Source organism: Pseudomonas sp. P7759, from assembly GCF_013386445.1.
GTDB lineage: Bacteria > Pseudomonadota > Gammaproteobacteria > Pseudomonadales > Pseudomonadaceae > Aquipseudomonas > Aquipseudomonas azotoformans_A.
Genome location: NZ_JACART010000016.1, coordinates 153118 through 171548, shown reverse-complemented (window position 1 = coordinate 171548; position 18431 = coordinate 153118). Strand labels below are relative to the sequence as shown.

The window sequence follows — 18431 nt, the reverse complement described above, 5'->3', positions numbered from 1 at the left end:
ATTTATCGTATTAATGCGGATTAATAGCACTTAATAACGATCGAGGTGCAGCGTCAACGGCGGGTGTCGTTTTCGATGGCAACAGGTCGCAATCGAGTGGTTACTCGTCGTTGCCCGAATCCAGGCAGCGTGTGGATGGCGGAGGCTGCTTGCCGAAGACCAGGAAGTCGCCCACCCAGCGGTTGATGCAGCTGCTGGCATCCTGTTTGGCCAACTCTTTCAGGCGCAGTTGTTCGACCTGCGGTGAGGCCGATTCGGGCTGTGGCGCATTGACCAGCACCATGCGCGCCACTCGTTCGGGAAACAGCGCCGCGTACCGGTTGCCCAGGCGGGCAGCATCGGCATTGCCCAGGTAGAGCAGTTGGGCGTCGCCCAGTTGGGTGCGCACAAACTCCAGGTCCTGGGCGGCCTGTTCGACGCCATTGTCGTTGCCGAGGTCGCGGGGGCTGAGTTCGATGACGTCGTAGCGGTTGACCAGCGTGCGATACGCCGGGTTGGAGTAGGAGCCCCAGAGGCTGGTCAGGTGAATGACAAAGGTGCCGCCCTGGTTCCTTTTGGGGGCATCGCCAGCTTGGGCGAACACCACGCCTTCGCGGTTCAGCGGGTCACGGGCGCCGACGCGGGTCAGGTAGAGACGCAGATTGCCTTGCCGAGGCGCGGCGTAATTGCGCGGCACGCTCACGACCCCGCATTGGGTGCGTTGCAGCACTTCAGGGTCCAGGCGTTCAACGGTGGGCAGGGGGCAATCCAGCAGCCAGTCGATGGCGGTGGGGGGAATCAGCTCTTGGGCAGCACTGGCTGTTACCCAGAGACAGGCGCACGTCAGGTATTTTGCGACAGTCATCAAGAGGTCCTGGGCAACCGTGTGAGTGCGGTTTTTTTACCAAGGACCTTTGGTCGAAGAATGTAGGGCGAGAAGACAGCTGATGTACGAAAGCGGAGTTTTGTTTATCGGATCTGTGTCTGCCAGCCGCCGCCCAATGCCTTGTACAACGCGATGCTGGCCTGTAGGCGCGACAGCCGCAGTTGCACATTCTGGTCTTGGGCCGCGTACAGGGTGCGTTGGGTTTCCAGTACTGTGAGCAGGTCTTCGGCACCGGCCTGGTAGCGGCTTTCAGCAATTTGGAAGGCGGTCTGGGCCTGTTGCAGTTCTTCGCTTTGCCATTCGCGCTGCTGGTCGAGACGCGTGATGCTGCTGAGGGATTTTTCTACGTCGGCAAAGCCGTTGATGATCGCACCGCGATAGGTTTGCAGCAGTTCATCCTGGCGCGCGCGGGCCTTGTCACGTTCAGCACTTAAACGGCCGTTGTTGAAGATCGGCGCCACCAGCCCGGCGGTCAGCGTGTAGTAGGGGCTGCGCAGGACATCCACGGCCTTGTAGGCGTCGGAGCCCAGGGTCGCGCCGAGGGTGATGGCGGGCAGCATGGCCGCGCGGGCCACGGTGACGTCGGCCTGTGCGGCCGCTAACTGAGCCTCGGCCTTGGCGATATCAGGACGGCGGCTGAGCAATTGGCTCGGCATACCGGCACCGATCGTTGGCCAAGTGAGTGCCTGGAACGGCTCTGCGCCCAGGTCCAACGTCTGGACCGGTTGGCCGAGGAGGGCGGCCAGCGTGATCTGCGACTCTTCGGCCAGTTGCTGGATCAGCGGCAGTTGACGTTGCTGGCTGGCCACCAGGCTTTTTTGCTGGGCCAATTCCAGGGCGGTGGCGGAGCCGGCGTCATAGCGGGTCTGCACCAGGTCGAGCACGTTGCGCGCGTTGGCCAGGTTCAGCTCGGCAATCTGCTGGCGCTGCTGCGCGGCCAGGGTTTGCGCGTAGCGGTCGGCCACGCTGCTGAGCAAGGTCAGCTCCACGGTGGCTTGGTCAAATTCGCTGGCGCGCAGGCTATGCAGGGCGCTGTCGCGGGCGGCGGCGCGGCCACCCCAGAAGTCCACTTCGTAGCTGGCGCTGAGGTTGGCGCCAAAGTTGTCGACGGCGTCATCGCTTTGCGTTGCGTCAAGGTCCGGTCCACCCGGGCCGCGCAACAGCTTCTGGCGGCTGGTGGTGAGGTTAAGCTTCACTTCCGGCAACAGCGGCGCGCCGGCAATCACTGCACTGGCTTGGGCCTGGCGCACGCGTGCGGTGGCGGCGGCCACGTCGAAACTGTCACGCCGGGCCTGTTCGACCAGACGGTTGAGCTGCGGGCTGCCAAACTGCGTCCACCATTGCTGGTTGGTGGCTTGGGCAGCGTCGCGTTCGGCAAATTGCCAGGCGGCAGGCGCTGCAATCCCGCTGTCGAGCGCGGGCGGGTTGCCGGTGCAGGCGCTGAGTAACACGCACAAGGCAGGCAGGTAGAAGGACTGTTTATTCACTGGTCAACGCCTTAACCGGATCGAGCCGGGCAGCTTTACGGGCCGGCATGAAGCCGAATACGACGCCGGTGACGAGTGCGCAACCAAATGCGCCAAACACCGCCAAGAGGGAGAACTGCACCGCCACCTTGGCCAGTACCAACACGCCGCCGACCAACAAGGCGAGGGCGATGCCACACAAACCGCCGACCACTGAAAGCATCACCGCTTCTGTGAGGAACTGGCGCAGGATGTCGCGCTGGCGTGCGCCGGTGGCCATGCGGATGCCGATTTCACGGGTGCGTTCGCGCACGGTCATCAACATGATGTTCATCACGCCGATCCCGCCCACCAGCAGGGAAATCGCCGCAATCGAACCGAGCATCAATGACAGCGTGTTCTGCGTGCGGGCCTCGGCCTGGATCATCGCGGCGTTGTTGGTCAGCTCGTAGTCGCGCTTGCCGTTGTGCAGTTTTTGCATCAACTGATCAATGGCGACCTCGGCTTCGTGGACCTTGCGCGCATCCGCCGCCGCGATCACCACATATTCGGGGTTGTAGCTGCCGAACAGGCGCACGCTGGCGGCGGTGTAAGGGATGGCGACGCGGTCGTCACTGTCCTTGTTACCGGAGGCGGCACCTTTTTCCGCCAGTACACCGATCACCTGGAACGGTACGTTTTCAATCAGGATGTACTGGCCGATCGGGTTGACCTCGCCCTTGAACAGCTTTTCGCGCACGCGATGCCCGATCACCGCCACGGTGGCGGCGGCGCGCTCGTCGGCGGCCGTGAAGTAACTGCCCTCGACCACCGGCCAATTGAAAATCTCCGGGAAATTGGTGTCATTGCCGCCCACATACGCCATGTAGTCCACGTTGCCGTAACGCACCCCGGCTTCGCTGCCGTTGACCGGCATGATGCGCTGGACCTGGGGCAGGGCCGCCAGCGCGTGGACGTCATCGAGGGTAACAATGCCCAGCGGCGTACGCGGGTTCGGCGACGAGCCGCTGAGGTAGATGATGTTGGAGCCGAACGCGCCCATTTGCGCCATGACCTGGCGCTTGCTGCCTTCGCCCACCGCCAGCATCACCACCACCGAGGCTACGCCGATGATGATCCCCAGCAGGGTCAGCGCGGTGCGGAAGCGGTTGATCCACATCACCCGCCAGGCGGCTTGCACCGCATCCACCAGCTCGGCTTTCCACGCGCCATTGTGCTCGGCGCCGTCGGCCAGGCGCTGGCGCAGGTCCACGGCTTGCAGGGCGCCGTTCGCCAATGCCGGTGCAACGTCGCTGCCGTCGGCTGAATCGCTGATGATCAAACCATCGCGGATCTCGATGATGCGATTGGCCCGCGCCGCCACTTCGCGGTCGTGGGTAATCAGGATCACCACGTGGCCCTGGCTGGCGAGTTCGTCGAGCAGCGTCATGACCTCGGCGCCACTGTGGCTGTCGAGGGCGCCGGTGGGTTCGTCGGCGAGGATGATATGGCCGCCGTTCATCAACGCGCGGGCAATGGACACCCGCTGTTGCTGGCCACCGGAAAGCTGGTGTGGACGGTTGCCGGTGCGCTCCGCCAGGCCCAGGCGGGTGAGCAGGGCATGGGCGCGGGCATGGCGCTCGGCGGCGCTGATACCGGCATAGATCGCCGGCATCTCGACGTTTTCCTGGGCCGAGCCCGACGGGATCAGGTGGTAGCCCTGGAACACGAAGCCGAAGGCTTCGCGACGCAGCCAGGCGAGTTCGTCGCTGTCCAGGTGGGCGACGTTCTCCCCGGCGAACAGGTAGTCGCCGGTGCTTGGACGGTCCAGGCAGCCGAGGATATTCATCAACGTGGACTTGCCGGAGCCCGAGGCGCCGACGATGGCGACGAATTCCCCGGCATGGATCGACAGGTCGATGCCGCGCAACACGTCGACCTGCGGGCTGTCGCCGCCGCCGTAGGACTTGCGGATGTTCTTGAGTTCGATCAGGGGCGTGGTCAACTCAACCCCCGTTGCCGTTGGCCGGGCCGATCAGCAGTTGATCACCTTCGTTCAGGCCGTCGAGCACCTGGACGCGCAGGCGGTCGCTGATGCCCACCTGCACCTGGCGTTGTTCGATGCGGCCATTCTTGCCCACGACTTGGGCGATCTGTTGGTTGGCATTGGCCGTGCCCGACAACGCGGCGACCGGCGCGGTGAGGGCGTCCTTGACCTGGCTGGCGACGAAAAATACCTGGGTGGTCATTTCGGCCATCAAGGCGTTGTCGCTGTTGTCCACGTCCAGCAGCACGGTATACAGCACCACGCGGCCGCTGCCACTTTTGCTGGTGCTGTTGGGGCTGCCGCTGCCCTGGGTTTCATTCAACGGCTTGGGCGGGATCGGCAGGATCTGGCGCACCGTGCTGGTCCAGCGCCGGTTACCGCCGCTCAGGGTAGTGAAATAGGCGGTCATGCCCGGTTTGACGTGGCCGATGTCGGCTTCCGAGACTTCCGCCCACACGGTCATCGGCGACAACTTGGCGATGCGCAGGATCAGCGGCGTCTGCTGCTGTGCGTTGAGGGTCTGGCCGACCCGCGCGTCTACCGCCACCACGGTACCGGTCATCGGCGCGTAGATGCGCGTGTAGCCCAATTCCGCTTCGTCACTGCGCAGGCTGGCCTGGGCTTGCTGGATCTGCGCCTGGAACATGTCGACCCGCGCCTGGGTGGCGCTCAGTTCGGCCTTGGCGGTTTGCACGTCTTCTTCGCGGGTGGCGTTGCCGGCGGCCAGGCGTTGCTGGCGCTGGTACTTCTGGCGCGCCAGTTCGTGCTGGGCCTTTTGCTCCTGCAACTGGGCCTTGAGGTTTTCGATGGCGTAGCGGCTGGCATCCAGCTTGGCTTTTTGCGTGGAAGGGTCGATCTCCACTAGCAGTTGGCCTTCCTGGACCTGGTCGCCCGCCTCGACGTGGATCTTGCGGATCTGTCCGGAGGCCTGGGCGCCCACGTCCACGTAACGGCGCGGCTGCAGGGTGCCCAGGGCGGTCACGCTGTTTTCGATACTGCCGCGGGTGACGGTGACGGTGGTGAGGGTGTCACGCCCCGGTGGCAGCACTTGCCAGGCCGCGATGGCGATAATGGGGATCAGGCACGCGATAACAAGCAAGGCGCGTCGGGCAGGTCGAGGGCGTTTCATGCTTTGGTTCCAGCCAGGAAAGTTCGGACCGCAGTTGCGGGGAGCTGACAAGTAAACGAGGGAATTGCGCGGGGATTTAGGCAGTTACATAAGCAGTTACAGCTCCTTTGAAGAAAAAAATCGTCCGTTGATGCAAGTCTGCTTTAAAAGTAGATGAGAATTACTATAAATTGCACGCACTCAAACTGCCATCACCTGAAGGCTGTCTTTATTTGCACCCAAGGACCTAATGCCGCCACCCGGCGGTCGGGAGTCATGTTGGAAAACTACTATCGCGAGCTGGTGTGTTTCCTCAACGCCAAGCTGGGCAACCGTCAGGTGGCCGAGGATGTGGTGCATGACGCTTATGTCCGGGTGCTGGAGCGTTCCAGCGATACGCCGATCGAACAACCCCGTGCCTTTTTGTACCGCACCGCGCTCAACCTGGTGATCGACGGCCATCGGCGCAACGCCTTGCGCCAGGTCGAACCCCTGGACGTGCTGGATGCGCAAGAGTGCTTCGCCAGCAGTTCGCCCCATACCAGTCACGACCACGGCCAGCGCCTGGAACTGCTCGAACGCGCGCTGGCCGAGCTGCCGGCGGCCTGTCGCGACAGCTTCCTGCTGCGCAAGCTCGAAGGCCTGACCCACCTGCAGATCGCCGAACGCCTGTGCATTTCCCGCGCCCTGGTGGAAAAACACATCGTCAACGCCATGAAGCACTGCCGGGTGCGGATGCGCGAGTGGGAAGCGCACTGATCAATGATCAGTTAAATTTTATTTCACTGTCCTCGTTTCCTATCAACACACGGCCTGTTGTTCAGGTCTTGAAGGTATTCCCGCCCCACCGCCAAGGGGCTTATCCAGAGGACACTGGAATGACACAGGCAATTGCTTCGCCCGCGGTTCACGACCTGATCGGTATCGGTTTCGGCCCTTCGAACCTGGCGCTGGCCATCGCCCTGCAGGAGCGCGAAAAGGCCCAGGGCAAACTGGACGTGCTGTTTCTCGACAAACAGGCTGACTACCGCTGGCACGGCAATACCCTGGTGACCCAGAGCGAACTGCAGATCTCGTTCCTCAAGGACCTGGTGACCTTGCGCAATCCCACCAGCCCGTATTCCTTCGTCAACTACCTCAAAGCCCACGACCGCCTGGTGGACTTCATCAACCTGGGCACCTTCTACCCGTGCCGCATGGAGTACAACGACTACCTGCGCTGGGTCGCCGGGCAGTTCCAGGCCCAGGCGCGCTATGGCGAGGAAGTGCTGGCCATCGAGCCGATCCTGCACCAGCAGCAGGTTGAAGCGCTGCGCGTGATTTCCCGCGATGCGCTGGGTGAGCAACATGTGCGCACCACCCGTTCGGTGGTGGTCAGCGCTGGCGGCACGCCGCGCATTCCTGAAGCATTCAAGGCGCTCAAGGGCGACAGTCGGGTGTTCCACCATTCCCAATACCTGGAGCGCATGGCCAGCCAGCCGTGTGTCGAGGGCAAGGCCATGCGCATCGCCATCATCGGCGGTGGCCAGAGCGCGGCAGAAGCCTTCATCGACCTGAACGACAGCTTCCCGTCGGTGCAGGTCGACATGATCCTGCGCGGTTCGGCGCTCAAGCCCGCCGACGACAGCCCGTTCGTCAACGAAGTGTTCTCGCCGGCCTTCACCGACCTGGTTTTCCAGCAAGAGGGCGCCGAGCGTGAGCGTCTGGTCGCCGAATACCAGAACACCAACTATTCGGTGGTGGACCTGGACCTGATCGAGCGCATCTACGGCATCTTCTACCGCCAGAAAGTCTCCGGCATCGCGCGCCAGGCGTTCCGCACCATGACCGTGGTCGAGAAGGCCACCCCAGGCCCGCTGGGCATCGAACTGGTGCTGCGCAACAACGCCAACGGCGATACCAGCATCAATCACTACGACGCGGTGATCCTGGCCACTGGCTACGAGCGCCAGACGCACCGCGCCTTGCTCGCGCCGCTGGAAGATTACCTGGGTGACTTCGAGGTGGCGCGTGACTACCGCATCGTCACTGACGAGCGTTGCAACGCCGGTATCTACATCCAAGGCTTCAGCCAGGCCAGCCACGGCTTGAGCGATACTTTGCTGTCGGTATTGCCGATTCGTGCGGATGAGATTGCGGCGTCGTTATATGCGCTGGACCGTGGGCGCGGCAAGGGGCGCTCGGTGCAGGACCTGTTGCTCGCCACGGCAAGCTGACAGGCTGCACTTGTGACCCGGAGGGTTGGCTGATACTGTACAAAAAACCAGTATCGGTAACCCTCCATGCAGTTGATCGAAAAACTCAGCATCCTCGCCGACGCCGCCAAGTACGATGCTTCGTGCGCCAGCAGTGGCGCGCCCAAGCGTAGCTCCGAGGGCAAGGCGGGGCTGGGTTCCACCGATGGCATGGGCATCTGCCACAGCTATACGCCGGACGGGCGTTGTGTGTCGCTGCTCAAGGTGTTGCTCACCAACTTCTGTCTGTACGACTGCCAGTACTGCGTCAACCGCCGCTCCAGCGACGTGCCCCGTGCGCGTTTCAGCCCGGAGGAGGTGGTTACCCTGACCCTGGATTTCTACCGGCGCAATTGCGTCAGCGGGCTGTTTCTCAGTTCCGGCATCATCCGTTCGTCCGACTACACCATGGAACAGCTGGTGCGGGTCGCAAAATTGCTGCGCGAAGAGCATGACTTTCGCGGCTACATCCATCTCAAGACCATTCCCGACGCCGATCCGGCGCTGATCGCCGAAGCCGGAAAGTATGCCGATCGCCTGAGCGTGAACATCGAACTGCCTACCGAGGCCAGCCTGCAGACCCTGGCGCCGGAAAAAAAGATCGTGTCGATCAAGCAGGCCATGCAGACCATCTACACCGGCGAGCAGACGGTCCGCAACGAACCGCGCGCGCCGCGTTTTGCCCCGGCCGGGCAGAGCACGCAACTGATCGTGGGTGCCGATGACACCGATGACAGCACGATCCTCCACGGCGCCGAGGCGTTGTACGGCAACTTCAAGCTGCGCCGCGTCTACTACTCGGCGTTCAGCCCCATTCCCAACAGCCCGAAAAGCGTGCCCCTGGCAGCACCGCCCTTGATGCGCGAGCACCGCTTGTACCAGGCGGATTTTTTGCTGCGCAGTTATGGCTTCAGCGCCAACGAGCTTTTCCAAGGCCCCGGCCACCTGGCCCTGGATATCGACCCCAAGCTGGCCTGGGCCCTGGAAAACCGTGAGGTGTTCCCCCTGGACCTGAACCGCGCCGAACCGACCTTGATCGCGCGTATCCCAGGCATTGGCCTGCGCACTACCCAGCGCCTGGTGGACCTGCGCCGCGAGCGCAAGATCCGCTTCGAAGACCTGGCGCGCATGCGGTGTGTGCTGGCCAAGGCCAAGCCGTTTTTCATCACCAGCGACTACCATCCGCAACAGGCCGACAGCACCAGCGTGTTGTTGCGCGAGCAATTGCGCGACCGTCCGCAGCCGCAGCAAATGGGCTTGTGGGGATGATCAGCCTGGAGTGCAACAACCTGTTCAGCACCTGGCGCGAGCAGGCGCGCTGGCTGCTGAGTCATCAGGTCGACCCCAGCCAGGTGAGCTGGGGCGAGGCTGAGGTGGCGGACCTGTTTGCCACCGACGAACCGATTCCCGAAGGCTTGGGGCCTTACCAGACGCGGGTGCCCAAGGCCCTGCTGGAATTGCTGGAGTCGGCGGCCTGCTACCACGGGGACCAGCGCTGGAGCCTGTTGTATGAAGTGTTGTGGCGCGTCAGTCATGGTGACCGCACGGCGATGCTGGCGGGGGACAAGCTGGGCAGTGAGTTGCAGCGGCGGATCAAGCAGGTCAGTCGCGAGGCGCACCATCTGCATGCGTTTGTGCGATTTGTCGCGCTACCGGCTGGGGCGGGGCTGGAGTTGCCGGAATATGTGGCCTGGCATGAGCCGGCCCACGACATCCTGAAATCGGCCAGCCAGCATTTTGTCGGGCGAATGGGGCGTCATCGCTGGATGATCGCCACGCCGTTGGATGGGGTGTATTACGACGGCGAGCAGCTTGTTCATCAGCGCGAGTGCCCCGAGGCGTGGCGCCAGCTGGCACAGAATGTCGAGGACCCCCACAGTGCGATGTGGCTGACCTATTACAGCCACATCTTCAACCCGGCGCGCTTGAACCCCAAGGTGATGGAGGGGCATCTGCCGATCCGGTTCTGGAAAAACCTGCCCGAGGGCAAGTTGATTCCGGGTTTGATCACTGAGGCGCGGACGGGGAAGCAGAAGGACGGGCAGGCAAAATTGATTGGGGCAAAGCCGGGTCGCCAGATTGCCAACCCCCACCGAGCGCGGTGACCAACCCCACGCTCGCCTGCAACTGACGGGTCTGTACCGCCTGCAACGTGCGTTGTGCCTGCAGGGCTGCCGTCTGTGCGGTGACCACGTCCAGGTAGCTTACCGCGCCGGCCTCGTAGCTGTTCATCGCCAGCGTTTGTGTGTGTTGCGCTGCATCCGCCGCCGCTTGCTCATCCTGGGCTTCCTGTTGCAGGTCTCGTAGTTGCGCCAGGTTGTCCTCGACTTCGCGCACGGCTTTCAACACATGGCTGCGGTAGTGCGCCGAGGCTTCTTCAAACTCGGCTTTGGCTTGGCGTTCATTGGCGCTCAAGCGGCCGCCATCAAAGATCGGCAAATTGACCAGTGGACCCAGCGCCCAATAGCGATTGCCCGCCGACAGCAGATTGCCGACGCCTTGCGTCTGCCCACCGATGAGCCCGGTCAGGCTGAAGTCCGGGTACCACGCGGCCTTGGCTACGCCGATATTGGCATTGGCTGCAAACACCCGGCGTTCCGCCGACGCGATATCTGGCCGACGTTGCAGCAGGTGGCTCGGTAGCTGCGAAGGAATCCCCGGCAGCGCAATCAACCTCTCGCTTGGCGACAAACTGAAATTGCTGGCGGCCACGCCCACCAATTCGCCTATCGCATGTTCGGTGAGGTTGCGTTGGCCCTGCACTTCATCCCATTGCGCCTTGGCTTCGGCCAACTGATTCTGCGCGCGCGTCAGGTCGAGCTCCGACGCAATCTGGCCCTCATATCGGCTGCGAGTCAGTTGCAATGCCTGGCTGAAATCATCCAGCGAAGTGCTCAGAATCCGCGCTTGGGCATCCAGCCCGTTGAGCTGCACGTACAAGGTCGCCAACTGATGTTGCAGGCTCAAGCGCGCCACCGCCAAATCATCGCCGGACGCCTGTGCCTGTGCATCACCGGCCGCCACCTGGTTGCGGATTTTGCCCCACAGGTCCAGGTCGTAGCTCAGTGAAAACCCTGCGGTGTTGCTGTTGTACACCGATGGCTGCGTATCCCCTCGCAGCGGCCGCGAGTCCGATTGCCGCTGGCGCAATGGCTGCGCGCTGGCGGTGATCTGCGGGAACAACCCCGCATGCAATTGGCTGGCATAGGCCTGGGACGCATCGAAGTGCGCGAGTGCCGCCGCCAAGTCGGGGTTGGCCTTGAGCAGTTGCTGTTGCAGGTCGTTCAGGCGCGAATCCTGGTAGAGCGTCCACCATTCGGGGGCCAATTGATCGGACGGTTGCGCGCTGTGCCAGGGACCCTCGCTGGTCTGTTCGCGGTAGGCGGTCGGTAGGTCAACGTTAGGCACCTTGTAGGTCGGCGCCATCGAGCAGCCCTGCAACGCCAGCAGCATCAGCGCTGCCAGGGGTTTAAGCCTTAGGCGCATGCGCACCTCCGGCGGCGGCCAGTTGTACCGGATCGCCCTCACGCAGGGCGTCTGGAGGGTTGTCGACCACACGGTCTGCGGGTTTCAGGCCTTGGTCGATGACCAGGCGTTCGCCCAGGTCCAGGCCGATGTGAATGTCCTGCAGGTGCACGTGATTCTGCGCGTCCAATACCGCTACTTCGGTGCCTTGGGCACGGAAGATCAACGCGCTGGCCGGAATGCTCACGCCATGGGTATCCGCCGGAATCGGCAAGGTGGCTTCGGCGTAGTCACCGGGGAGCAATTCGCCATTAGGGTTGTCGGCCACGAACTGCGCAAGCAGGGTGCCGGAACGGCGGTCGATGGCGGTGGAATCACCGATCAGGCGCGCCTTGAAGTGTTCTCCGGGGTGTTCGGGCACGGTCAGCTCGGCTTCAAGGCCGGGGTGGATGACCGCCGCGTAGTTCTGCGGCACGGGCACATACAGGCGCAATTGATGGGTGTCGGCGATGTTGAACAGCTCGGGATCGCTGTCGGTGTCGGCCTTGATCAATTGGCCGATATCGGTGTTGCGTGCGGTGATGGTGCCGGCGAACGGCGCGCGGATCGTCTTGTAGCTTTCCAGTGCGGACAGCCGCGCATAGTCGGCAGCGGCGGCTTCGGCGTTGGCTTTTGCGGCGGCGGCGTTGGAGGTTTTTTCATCGGCCTCCTGGCGCGATACCGAATGGCTGGCGAGCAGGTTTTGCCAGCGCGTCGCGGTGGTTTCGGCCAGGCGTGCGTTGGCCTGTTCCTGTATCAGCCGTGCATGGGTTTGCGCCAGTTGCTGGTCCAGGTCGGGGCTGTCGATCTCGGCAAGGATTTGCCCGGCTTTGACCTGGGTGCCGATGTCGGCTTTCCAGTCTTTCAAGTAGCCGTTGACGCGGGCGTGAATCGGCGCCTTGCTCCAGGCTTCCAGGTGCGCCGGCAAGCGCAGGGTGTCGCCGGCGGCATTCTGCTGCGGTTGGAACACCATCACCTGCGGGACGGCGGCGGTTTCGGTCCAGGCGGTGACCGATTGTTCGTGCAGCGTGCGGGCGTGCAGGCCGTTGGCGACCAACAGGGCGGCCAGGGTCAGGCCGCCGACACCCATGAGCATCAGACGCTTGCGCGAGGGTTTGTGATCAGACGACATGAGACGTTTCTCCAGCAGTGGCGCGAGTAGGGTGACGGCCGTGGACCAGGCTGAAGACCACGGGGACAAATAACAGAGTGGCGGTGGTGGCGAGGATCAGGCCGCCGATCACCGCGCGGCCGAGCGGGGCGTTTTGCTCCTCGGAAATCGCCAGGGGCAACATGCCGATGATCATCGCCAGGGCGGTCATGCACACCGGGCGAAAGCGCGTGTAACCGGCTTCCAGCGCGGCCTTGAGCGCATCGCCATGTTCGGCCAGACGTTCACGGCAGAAGCTCACCACCAGGATCGAGTTGGCGGTGGCCACGCCCATGCACAGGATCGCGCCGGTCAAGGCGGGCACCGACAACGAGGTGCCGCTGAGGAACAGCATCCACACGATCCCCGCCAGTGCGGCCGGCAAGGCGGTGATGATCACGAACGGATCGACCCACGACTGGAAGTTGACCACGATCAGCAGGTAGATCAGCACCACCGCGCCAAGCAAGCCAAAGCTCAAGCCGCTGAAGGCTTCGTGCAACGCATCGATCTGCCCGTGCAGGCTGATCACCGCGCCTTTGGGGCGCATGGACGCCGTGTCATCCAGCACTTTCTGCACATCACGGGCCACGCCGCCGAGGTCACGACCTTGCACGTTGGAGTACAGGTCCAGGGTCGGTTCGATGTTGTAATGGGTCACCACTGCCGGGCTTTGCACACGGGAGATGGTGGCCACGCCGCCAAGGATCTGCGACTGGCCATCGGCGCCGGTCACCGGCAGCGCTTCCAGCGAAGGCAGGCTGTCGAGGCGATATTGCGGGGTGGCGGCGACGATCGAGTAGGACACGCCGTTGGCGGGGTTGAGCCAGAAGGTCGGTGCCACTTGGGAACTGCCGGCGAGGGAGGCGACCATGCTGTTGGTCACATCACGCTCGGTAATGCCCAGGCCGTTGGCGCGCAGGCGGTCGACGTTGACCTGCAAGGATGGGTAGCCGGTGGACTGCTGGATGCGCAGGTCGGCGATACCGGGTACGTGTTGCAGGCGTCGCTCCAGTTCCACCGCATACGCGCGGTTTTCTTCATCGCTGCGTCCGGAGATTTTCACGTCCAGCGGGGCCGGGGCGCCGAAGTTGAGGATCTGGCTGCTGATGTCGGCTGGCAGGAATGCGAAGTGGCTGCCGGGGAAGCTTTCCGGCAGGGCTTCGCGCAGTTTCTTCACGTAATCGGCGGTGGGCGCGTGGTCTTTTTTCAGGGTGACCTGGATGTCGCCGTCCTGCGGGCCGATGGTGCCGCTGCTGCTGTAGGCCATGTCGATACCGCTGAGCGGGATGCCGATGTTGTCGACGATGGTGTCGAGTTCTTCGGCGGGAATCACCTCGCGAATCCGCGCTTCGATACGGTCGAAGGCGGCGGCGCTTTCTTCGATGCGCGTGCCCAGTGGCAGGCGCACGTGCAGGGCCAATGCACCCGCGTCGGTGGCCGGGAAGAAGTCCTGGCCGAGGCTCGGCAGCAACAGGAACGACGCCAGCACGCAAGCCAGGAAACCGACGATAAAGCCCTTGCGATTACCCAAGGCCAAGGTCAGCAGACCATGGTAGGTGTCGCGGATGTTCGAGAAGTGCCGTTCAAAGCCCTGCTGGAAATTCAGCACCGATTGCAGCACGCGATTGCGCGGTTTCTTGTGCTGCTCGCCCTCGTGGTGGTTGATGAATGCATCTTCCGGATGATGCCCGGCGCCTGGCTCCGGCGTGTGCGGCTTGAGCAGGAACATCGCCAGGGTCGGCACCAGCGTACGCGAAAGAATGAACGAACTGGCCATGGCAAAGATCACCGCCAGGGCCATCGGCCGGAACAGGTAACCGGCGATGCCTTGCAGCAAAAACATCGGCACGAACACGATGCAGATACACAGCAGCGAGACGAACGCCGGGCCGACGATCTGTGCGGCGCCGTCGAGGATCGCGGTCTTCACCGCCTTGCCTTGCTCAAGGTGCCAGTTGATGTTTTCGATGGTCACCGTGGCGTCGTCCACCAGGATCCCCACCGCCAACGCCAGCCCGCCGAGGGTCATCACGTTGAGGGTTTGCCCGCTGACCGCCAGCAGTGCAATCGCCGACAGCACGGCCAGGGGAATCGAGGCGGCAATAATGATCGTGGAACGCCAACTGCCGAGGAACAGCAGGATCATCGCACTGGTCAGCAGCGCGGCAATGATGCCTTCCTGGGCCACGCTGCCCACCGACTGTTTGACGAACACCGAGGCATCACCCAGCAGCGAGGTCTTCAGCGACGGCGGCAGGGTCTCGTTGATGCGCGGCAGCATCTGGCGGATGCCGTCGATGATCGACAGGGTGGAGATGCTGCCGTTTTTCAGCGCTGGCATGAGGACCGCACGGTGGCCGTCGACGCGCACGATATTGGTCTGCGGCGGCGAGCCGTCGCGCACGTGGGCGACTTGGCCGATGGTGATCAAGGCTCCGTCGACGGTCTTGATCGGCAGGTCATTCAGCTCATCGATGGCCTTGGGGCTGTTGTTGAGCAGGATCGTGTATTCGTTGGGGCCGAGTTTGGCGGTGCCCACCGGGATGATCTGGTTCTGCAGGGCCAAGGCGTTGCCCACGTCCTGGGCCGACAGGCCTTTGGCGGCCAGCGCCTGTGGGTCAAGGTCCAACGTGATCTGGCGCTGCTTGCCGCCCATGGGCGTCGGCATGGCCAAGCCGGGCAGGGCGCTCAGGGGCAGTCGGATGTTGTTCTGCACCAGGTCGCGGATCTTGGCTTCCGAGAGGCTGGGGCTGGAGAACGCCATCTGCAAAATCGGCACCGTGGAGGCGCTGTAGTTGAGGATCAGCGGCGGCGTGATGCCCGGTGGCATCTGCTTGAGTACGGTTTGTGACACCGCTGTCACCTGGGCGTTGGCGGTGCGGATATCCACGCCGGGTTGGAAGAAGATCTTGACGATGCCCATGCCGGGCAGGGATTGCGATTCGATATGCTCGATGTCGTTGACGGTGGTGCTCAGGGAGCGTTCATAGGTGTAGATCACCCGACCGGCCATGGCGTCCGGCGACAGGCCATTGTACTGCCAGACCACGGCAACCACGGGGATGCCGATGTCCGGGAAAACGTCAGTGGGGGTGCGCAGGGCCGCCATCGGCCCGATGATGCAGATGAATATAGCCAACACGATAAACGTGTACGGCTTTTGCAGTGCGGTCTTTACCAGCCCGAGCATGCGTGAAACCTCCGGAGGGAGCAGGATTGCAAACCCCGGCAGTCTTGCCCGACCCACCTAACACGCACCTTTCAGCCAGGTGAAGGAACATTTAGGAAGGGGCTGAAGATCGTTTCATATGTATTCATTTGTTCTACAAAGGGTGGCTCCTCAAGCTTGTAGCCCATCGGACGCATCGTCCCTATTTGTTGGAGCCCTGCCATGTCACTCAAACCTCTGTTATTGATTCCCGCCCTCGGTGCTGTGCTGTTGTTGTCGGCGTGCGCCGGCCCGGTCCCCAAGGCCGACCCGAGCGAAGCGTGGATCGGTCTGAAAGAAGAGGCCCCCAACGACCTGATGGCCGAACGCGTTGACGGCAAGCGCGTGGATGACGGACGTTTCTTTGAAGTGACGCCTGGAGACCATCGCCTGGATGTGACGCTGTTCGAAGAAGAGCCCGGCGACGACAACCAGCAGGACTGCCAAGGCCGGGTCGAGTACAAGGATTTCAAGGCAGGTGAGCACTACACCCTGGTGGAATCGAGCCTGGGCACCACCGTGCGCGCATCCTTGATGGATGGTCACGGCAAGGAAGTCGCGGCGACTCAGGACTTCAATTGCATGCCGGGCTAGGCGTGATGTACCGCCACCTTATGGGGTTTGGCGGGTGCAGCGGGTTTGACGTGGGGGTGATGGTGCCGACGGGTGATGCGCAACACCCCCCACAACATGGCGCCGGCTACCGCCAGCCAACCGCAGATCAACAGGATAATCGTTGTTGCAAGGCTCATTCGGGCCTCCTTTCGCCCCGCAGGGGGCACACACAGTCTTCTCAATGGACAGTCTAGCTACCTGGCGGTTGCCTGCTATTGACCAATGGTCGTGTCTGTCCAACTTCTTTGCTCTATCCGCGTCCTTTACTAAGCCTGCGGGCTATACCCGCGTGGCAGAGCGTCCTATGATCAGGGCCCTTACCGGCAGTTGATCAAGAGAGTAGAAAATTGCGGTTACGGTCGAACCTGAAAACATCCTTGTTCCTCGCGTGTGCCTTGGGCCTTGCGGCGTGTTCCTCCACCCCGTCGAGACTGGCCGGCCTGCCGGAGCGCGTCGAACTCAATGGCGTGCCGACCTTTCGCAGCGAGGCTTACCAGAGCGGTCCTACGTCTTTAGCCAGCATGCTGTCGCAACAAGGCATTGTCATGACACCGGGGCTGTTGGATAAGCCGCTGCATCTGCCGGGCGGTGAAGCCGACCTTGAGCGCAACATGCAGGTGCTGGCGCGTGAGTACGGGCTGATGGTGTATCCGCTGGAGGCCAAGCTGACGGCAGTGCTGGCCCAGGTGGCGGCGGGCTATCCGGTGATGGCGCGGATTGACGGCGGGCTGTGGTCGGACGCGCACTACGTGGTCGTGGTGGGGTTCAACCAGCAGAAAAGCACGGTGTTGTTGCGCTCGGGGATGGATCGGCGCTTGCCGATGAGCTTCAGCGACTTTGAGTCCAAATGGAAAAGCGCCGGCAGTTGGGCAATCCTCACCCAGCGCCCGAGCCAGTTGCCGGCGAATGTGGATGCACAACGGTGGCGGGACTCGGCGAATGCGACGGCCCAAGCCGGGCAGGAGCGGGCGGCGGCGCAGGCGCTGAAGGTGTTGGCGGAACGCAAATAAATAAACACCCGCTATCCAGTGTGGGAGCGGGCTTGCTCGCGAAAGCGCAGTGTCAGTCAGCGAATGTGTTAACTGGTACACCGCATTCGCGAGCAAGCCCGCTCCCACATTAAGGCATTGTGTTTAGCGACGGGCTTCCGCAGCGTTGGGGCGATTCTTCAGGTTCTTGTCGGCCTTGTAGCGCAGCGCCACATCCGGCACCGAACCGCTCTTGCCGGTCTCGACCCAATTGCGGATACGGCTTGCATCGGCAAAGTGAGTGAATTTGCCGAAGGCATCCAGGATCACCAACGATACCGGACGGTTGCCCATGCTGGTCACCAGCACCAGGCAGTGGCCGGCCTGGTTGGTGAAACCGGTCTTGGTCAGCTTGATATCCCAGTTGGCGCGGTTGATCAGGTGATCGGTGTTGGAGAAGCCCAGGGTGTAGTTGGGCTTGCGGAACGACACGGTCTTTTCCTTGGTGGTGCTCAACTGGCTCAGCAACGGGTAGTGACGCGCGGCGGCCAGCAGCTTGCTCAGGTCACGGGCGGTGGACACGTTGTGGATCGACAGGCCCGTGGGTTCTACATAATGAGTGCTGGTCATGCCCAGCGCCTTGGCCTTGGCGTTCATCGCCGCGATAAACGCCGGGTAGCCGCCTGGGTAGTGGTGGGCCAGGCTGGCGGCGGCGCGGTTTTCCGAGGACATCAGGGCGATCAGCAGCATCTCTTTGCGCGGCATTTCACTGCCGATTTTCACGCGGGAGAACACGCCTTTCATTTCCGGCGTGTCCTTGATGTTGATATCGATGTACTCATCCATGTTCTGCTTGGCTTCCAGCACGATCAGGCCAGTCATCAACTTGCTCACCGAGGCGATGGGCACCACCACGTCAGGGTTGCTGGAGTAGATGACCTTATTGGTCTGCAGGTCCACCAGCATGGCGCTGCCGGAAGCGATTTGCAGTTTGGACGTGTCACGCGGGGCCTGGGTGGTTTCGGCGGCGTGCGCGAAGGTGCCTGTGATAGCAAAAAATAGGCTGACGAGAGAAAGACGAATTTTCACGCGGATGAACTCGCTAAAAAGTAAGGAAATACCGTTCAAGAACGGGTTTTTGATAAATGCCGTTACATTTTAGGAGTATGGATCAGAAACTGTCGAATGTTCTTCTAGAACCCGATGAAAGTTCTTAAAAACTAAGAAAAAACAGGATTTATCGCGGGCAATAAAAAGCCCTGCGCTAAAGCAGGGCTTTTTAAG

At 62.4% G+C, this 18431-nt stretch carries 14 protein-coding genes and 1 pseudogene; 6 read left to right on the top strand and 9 right to left on the bottom strand.

Features of this window, described 5'->3' with window-relative positions:
* Nucleotides 1-100: 100 nt before the first annotated feature.
* The 4 genes from HX823_RS15470 to HX823_RS15455 form a co-directional block, all read right to left on the bottom strand.
* Nucleotides 101-844: an alpha/beta fold hydrolase gene (locus HX823_RS15470; protein WP_038847679.1), complete on the bottom strand. Its 744-nt coding sequence runs from the start codon at nucleotides 842-844 to the stop codon at nucleotides 101-103.
* Between the two features lie 104 nt (nucleotides 845-948).
* A complete protein-coding gene (locus tag HX823_RS15465; RefSeq protein ID WP_177075379.1) occupies nucleotides 949-2352 on the bottom strand; it encodes an efflux transporter outer membrane subunit in 1404 nt (467 codons plus the stop codon).
* The gene (locus HX823_RS15460) at nucleotides 2345-4315 is read right to left on the bottom strand and encodes a MacB family efflux pump subunit (protein ID WP_177075377.1); all 1971 of its coding nucleotides are present in this window, start codon (nucleotides 4313-4315) and stop codon (nucleotides 2345-2347) included. Before HX823_RS15460 ends, HX823_RS15465 begins: the two co-directional genes overlap by 8 nt.
* A gap of 1 nt (nucleotide 4316) precedes the next feature.
* On the bottom strand, nucleotides 4317-5486 hold the full coding sequence (locus HX823_RS15455) for an efflux RND transporter periplasmic adaptor subunit (protein WP_038847676.1): 1170 nt from the start codon (nucleotides 5484-5486) through the stop codon (nucleotides 4317-4319).
* 255 nt (nucleotides 5487-5741) lie between these two features.
* On the opposite strand from HX823_RS15455, the gene HX823_RS15450 reads away from it, so the two are divergent.
* From HX823_RS15450 to HX823_RS15435, 4 genes are all read left to right on the top strand, one after another.
* Complete coding sequence (locus HX823_RS15450) at nucleotides 5742-6224, top strand: sigma-70 family RNA polymerase sigma factor (protein WP_033903279.1); 483 nt, start codon at nucleotides 5742-5744, stop codon at nucleotides 6222-6224.
* Nucleotides 6225-6343: 119 nt separating this feature from the next.
* Nucleotides 6344-7681: a lysine N(6)-hydroxylase/L-ornithine N(5)-oxygenase family protein gene (locus HX823_RS15445; RefSeq protein ID WP_016974872.1), complete on the top strand. Its 1338-nt coding sequence runs from the start codon at nucleotides 6344-6346 to the stop codon at nucleotides 7679-7681.
* Nucleotides 7682-7747: 66 nt separating this feature from the next.
* The gene (locus tag HX823_RS15440; protein WP_038847671.1) at nucleotides 7748-8968 is read left to right on the top strand and encodes a putative DNA modification/repair radical SAM protein; all 1221 of its coding nucleotides are present in this window, start codon (nucleotides 7748-7750) and stop codon (nucleotides 8966-8968) included.
* On the top strand, nucleotides 8965-9804 hold the full coding sequence (locus tag HX823_RS15435) for a TIGR03915 family putative DNA repair protein (protein ID WP_177075375.1): 840 nt from the start codon (nucleotides 8965-8967) through the stop codon (nucleotides 9802-9804). Before HX823_RS15440 ends, HX823_RS15435 begins: the two co-directional genes overlap by 4 nt.
* Here HX823_RS15435 and HX823_RS15430 read toward each other — a convergent pair.
* From HX823_RS15430 to HX823_RS15420, 3 genes and pseudogenes are all read right to left on the bottom strand, one after another.
* Nucleotides 9773-11185 (bottom strand): annotated as a pseudogene (locus HX823_RS15430) (efflux transporter outer membrane subunit); the annotation flags it as partial. The gene HX823_RS15435 and the pseudogene HX823_RS15430 overlap by 32 nt on opposite strands.
* On the bottom strand, nucleotides 11169-12335 hold the full coding sequence (locus tag HX823_RS15425) for an efflux RND transporter periplasmic adaptor subunit (RefSeq protein WP_177075373.1): 1167 nt from the start codon (nucleotides 12333-12335) through the stop codon (nucleotides 11169-11171). The gene HX823_RS15425 and the pseudogene HX823_RS15430, both read right to left, overlap by 17 nt.
* Nucleotides 12325-15546, bottom strand: a complete 3222-nt coding sequence (locus HX823_RS15420; RefSeq protein ID WP_177075371.1) for an efflux RND transporter permease subunit — start codon at nucleotides 15544-15546, stop codon at nucleotides 12325-12327. Before HX823_RS15420 ends, HX823_RS15425 begins: the two co-directional genes overlap by 11 nt.
* A gap of 201 nt (nucleotides 15547-15747) precedes the next feature.
* On the opposite strand from HX823_RS15420, the gene HX823_RS15415 reads away from it, so the two are divergent.
* Nucleotides 15748-16158: a hypothetical protein gene (locus tag HX823_RS15415; RefSeq protein WP_038847668.1), complete on the top strand. Its 411-nt coding sequence runs from the start codon at nucleotides 15748-15750 to the stop codon at nucleotides 16156-16158.
* Here the strand turns inward: HX823_RS15415 and HX823_RS15410 are convergent.
* The gene (locus HX823_RS15410; protein ID WP_177075369.1) at nucleotides 16155-16316 is read right to left on the bottom strand and encodes a hypothetical protein; all 162 of its coding nucleotides are present in this window, start codon (nucleotides 16314-16316) and stop codon (nucleotides 16155-16157) included. The two genes, HX823_RS15415 and HX823_RS15410, sit on opposite strands and share 4 nt — an antisense overlap.
* 210 nt (nucleotides 16317-16526) lie before the next feature.
* Between HX823_RS15410 and HX823_RS15405 the strand changes: the two genes are divergently transcribed.
* Entirely contained in the window at nucleotides 16527-17189 is a 663-nt protein-coding gene (locus HX823_RS15405; RefSeq protein WP_177075367.1) for a C39 family peptidase, read from the top strand.
* A 123-nt stretch (nucleotides 17190-17312) separates the two neighbouring features.
* Here HX823_RS15405 and pbpG read toward each other — a convergent pair whose 3' ends face one another.
* Entirely contained in the window at nucleotides 17313-18236 is a 924-nt protein-coding gene (gene pbpG, locus HX823_RS15400; protein WP_038848413.1) for a D-alanyl-D-alanine endopeptidase, read from the bottom strand.
* Between the last annotated feature and the right edge of the window lie 195 nt (nucleotides 18237-18431).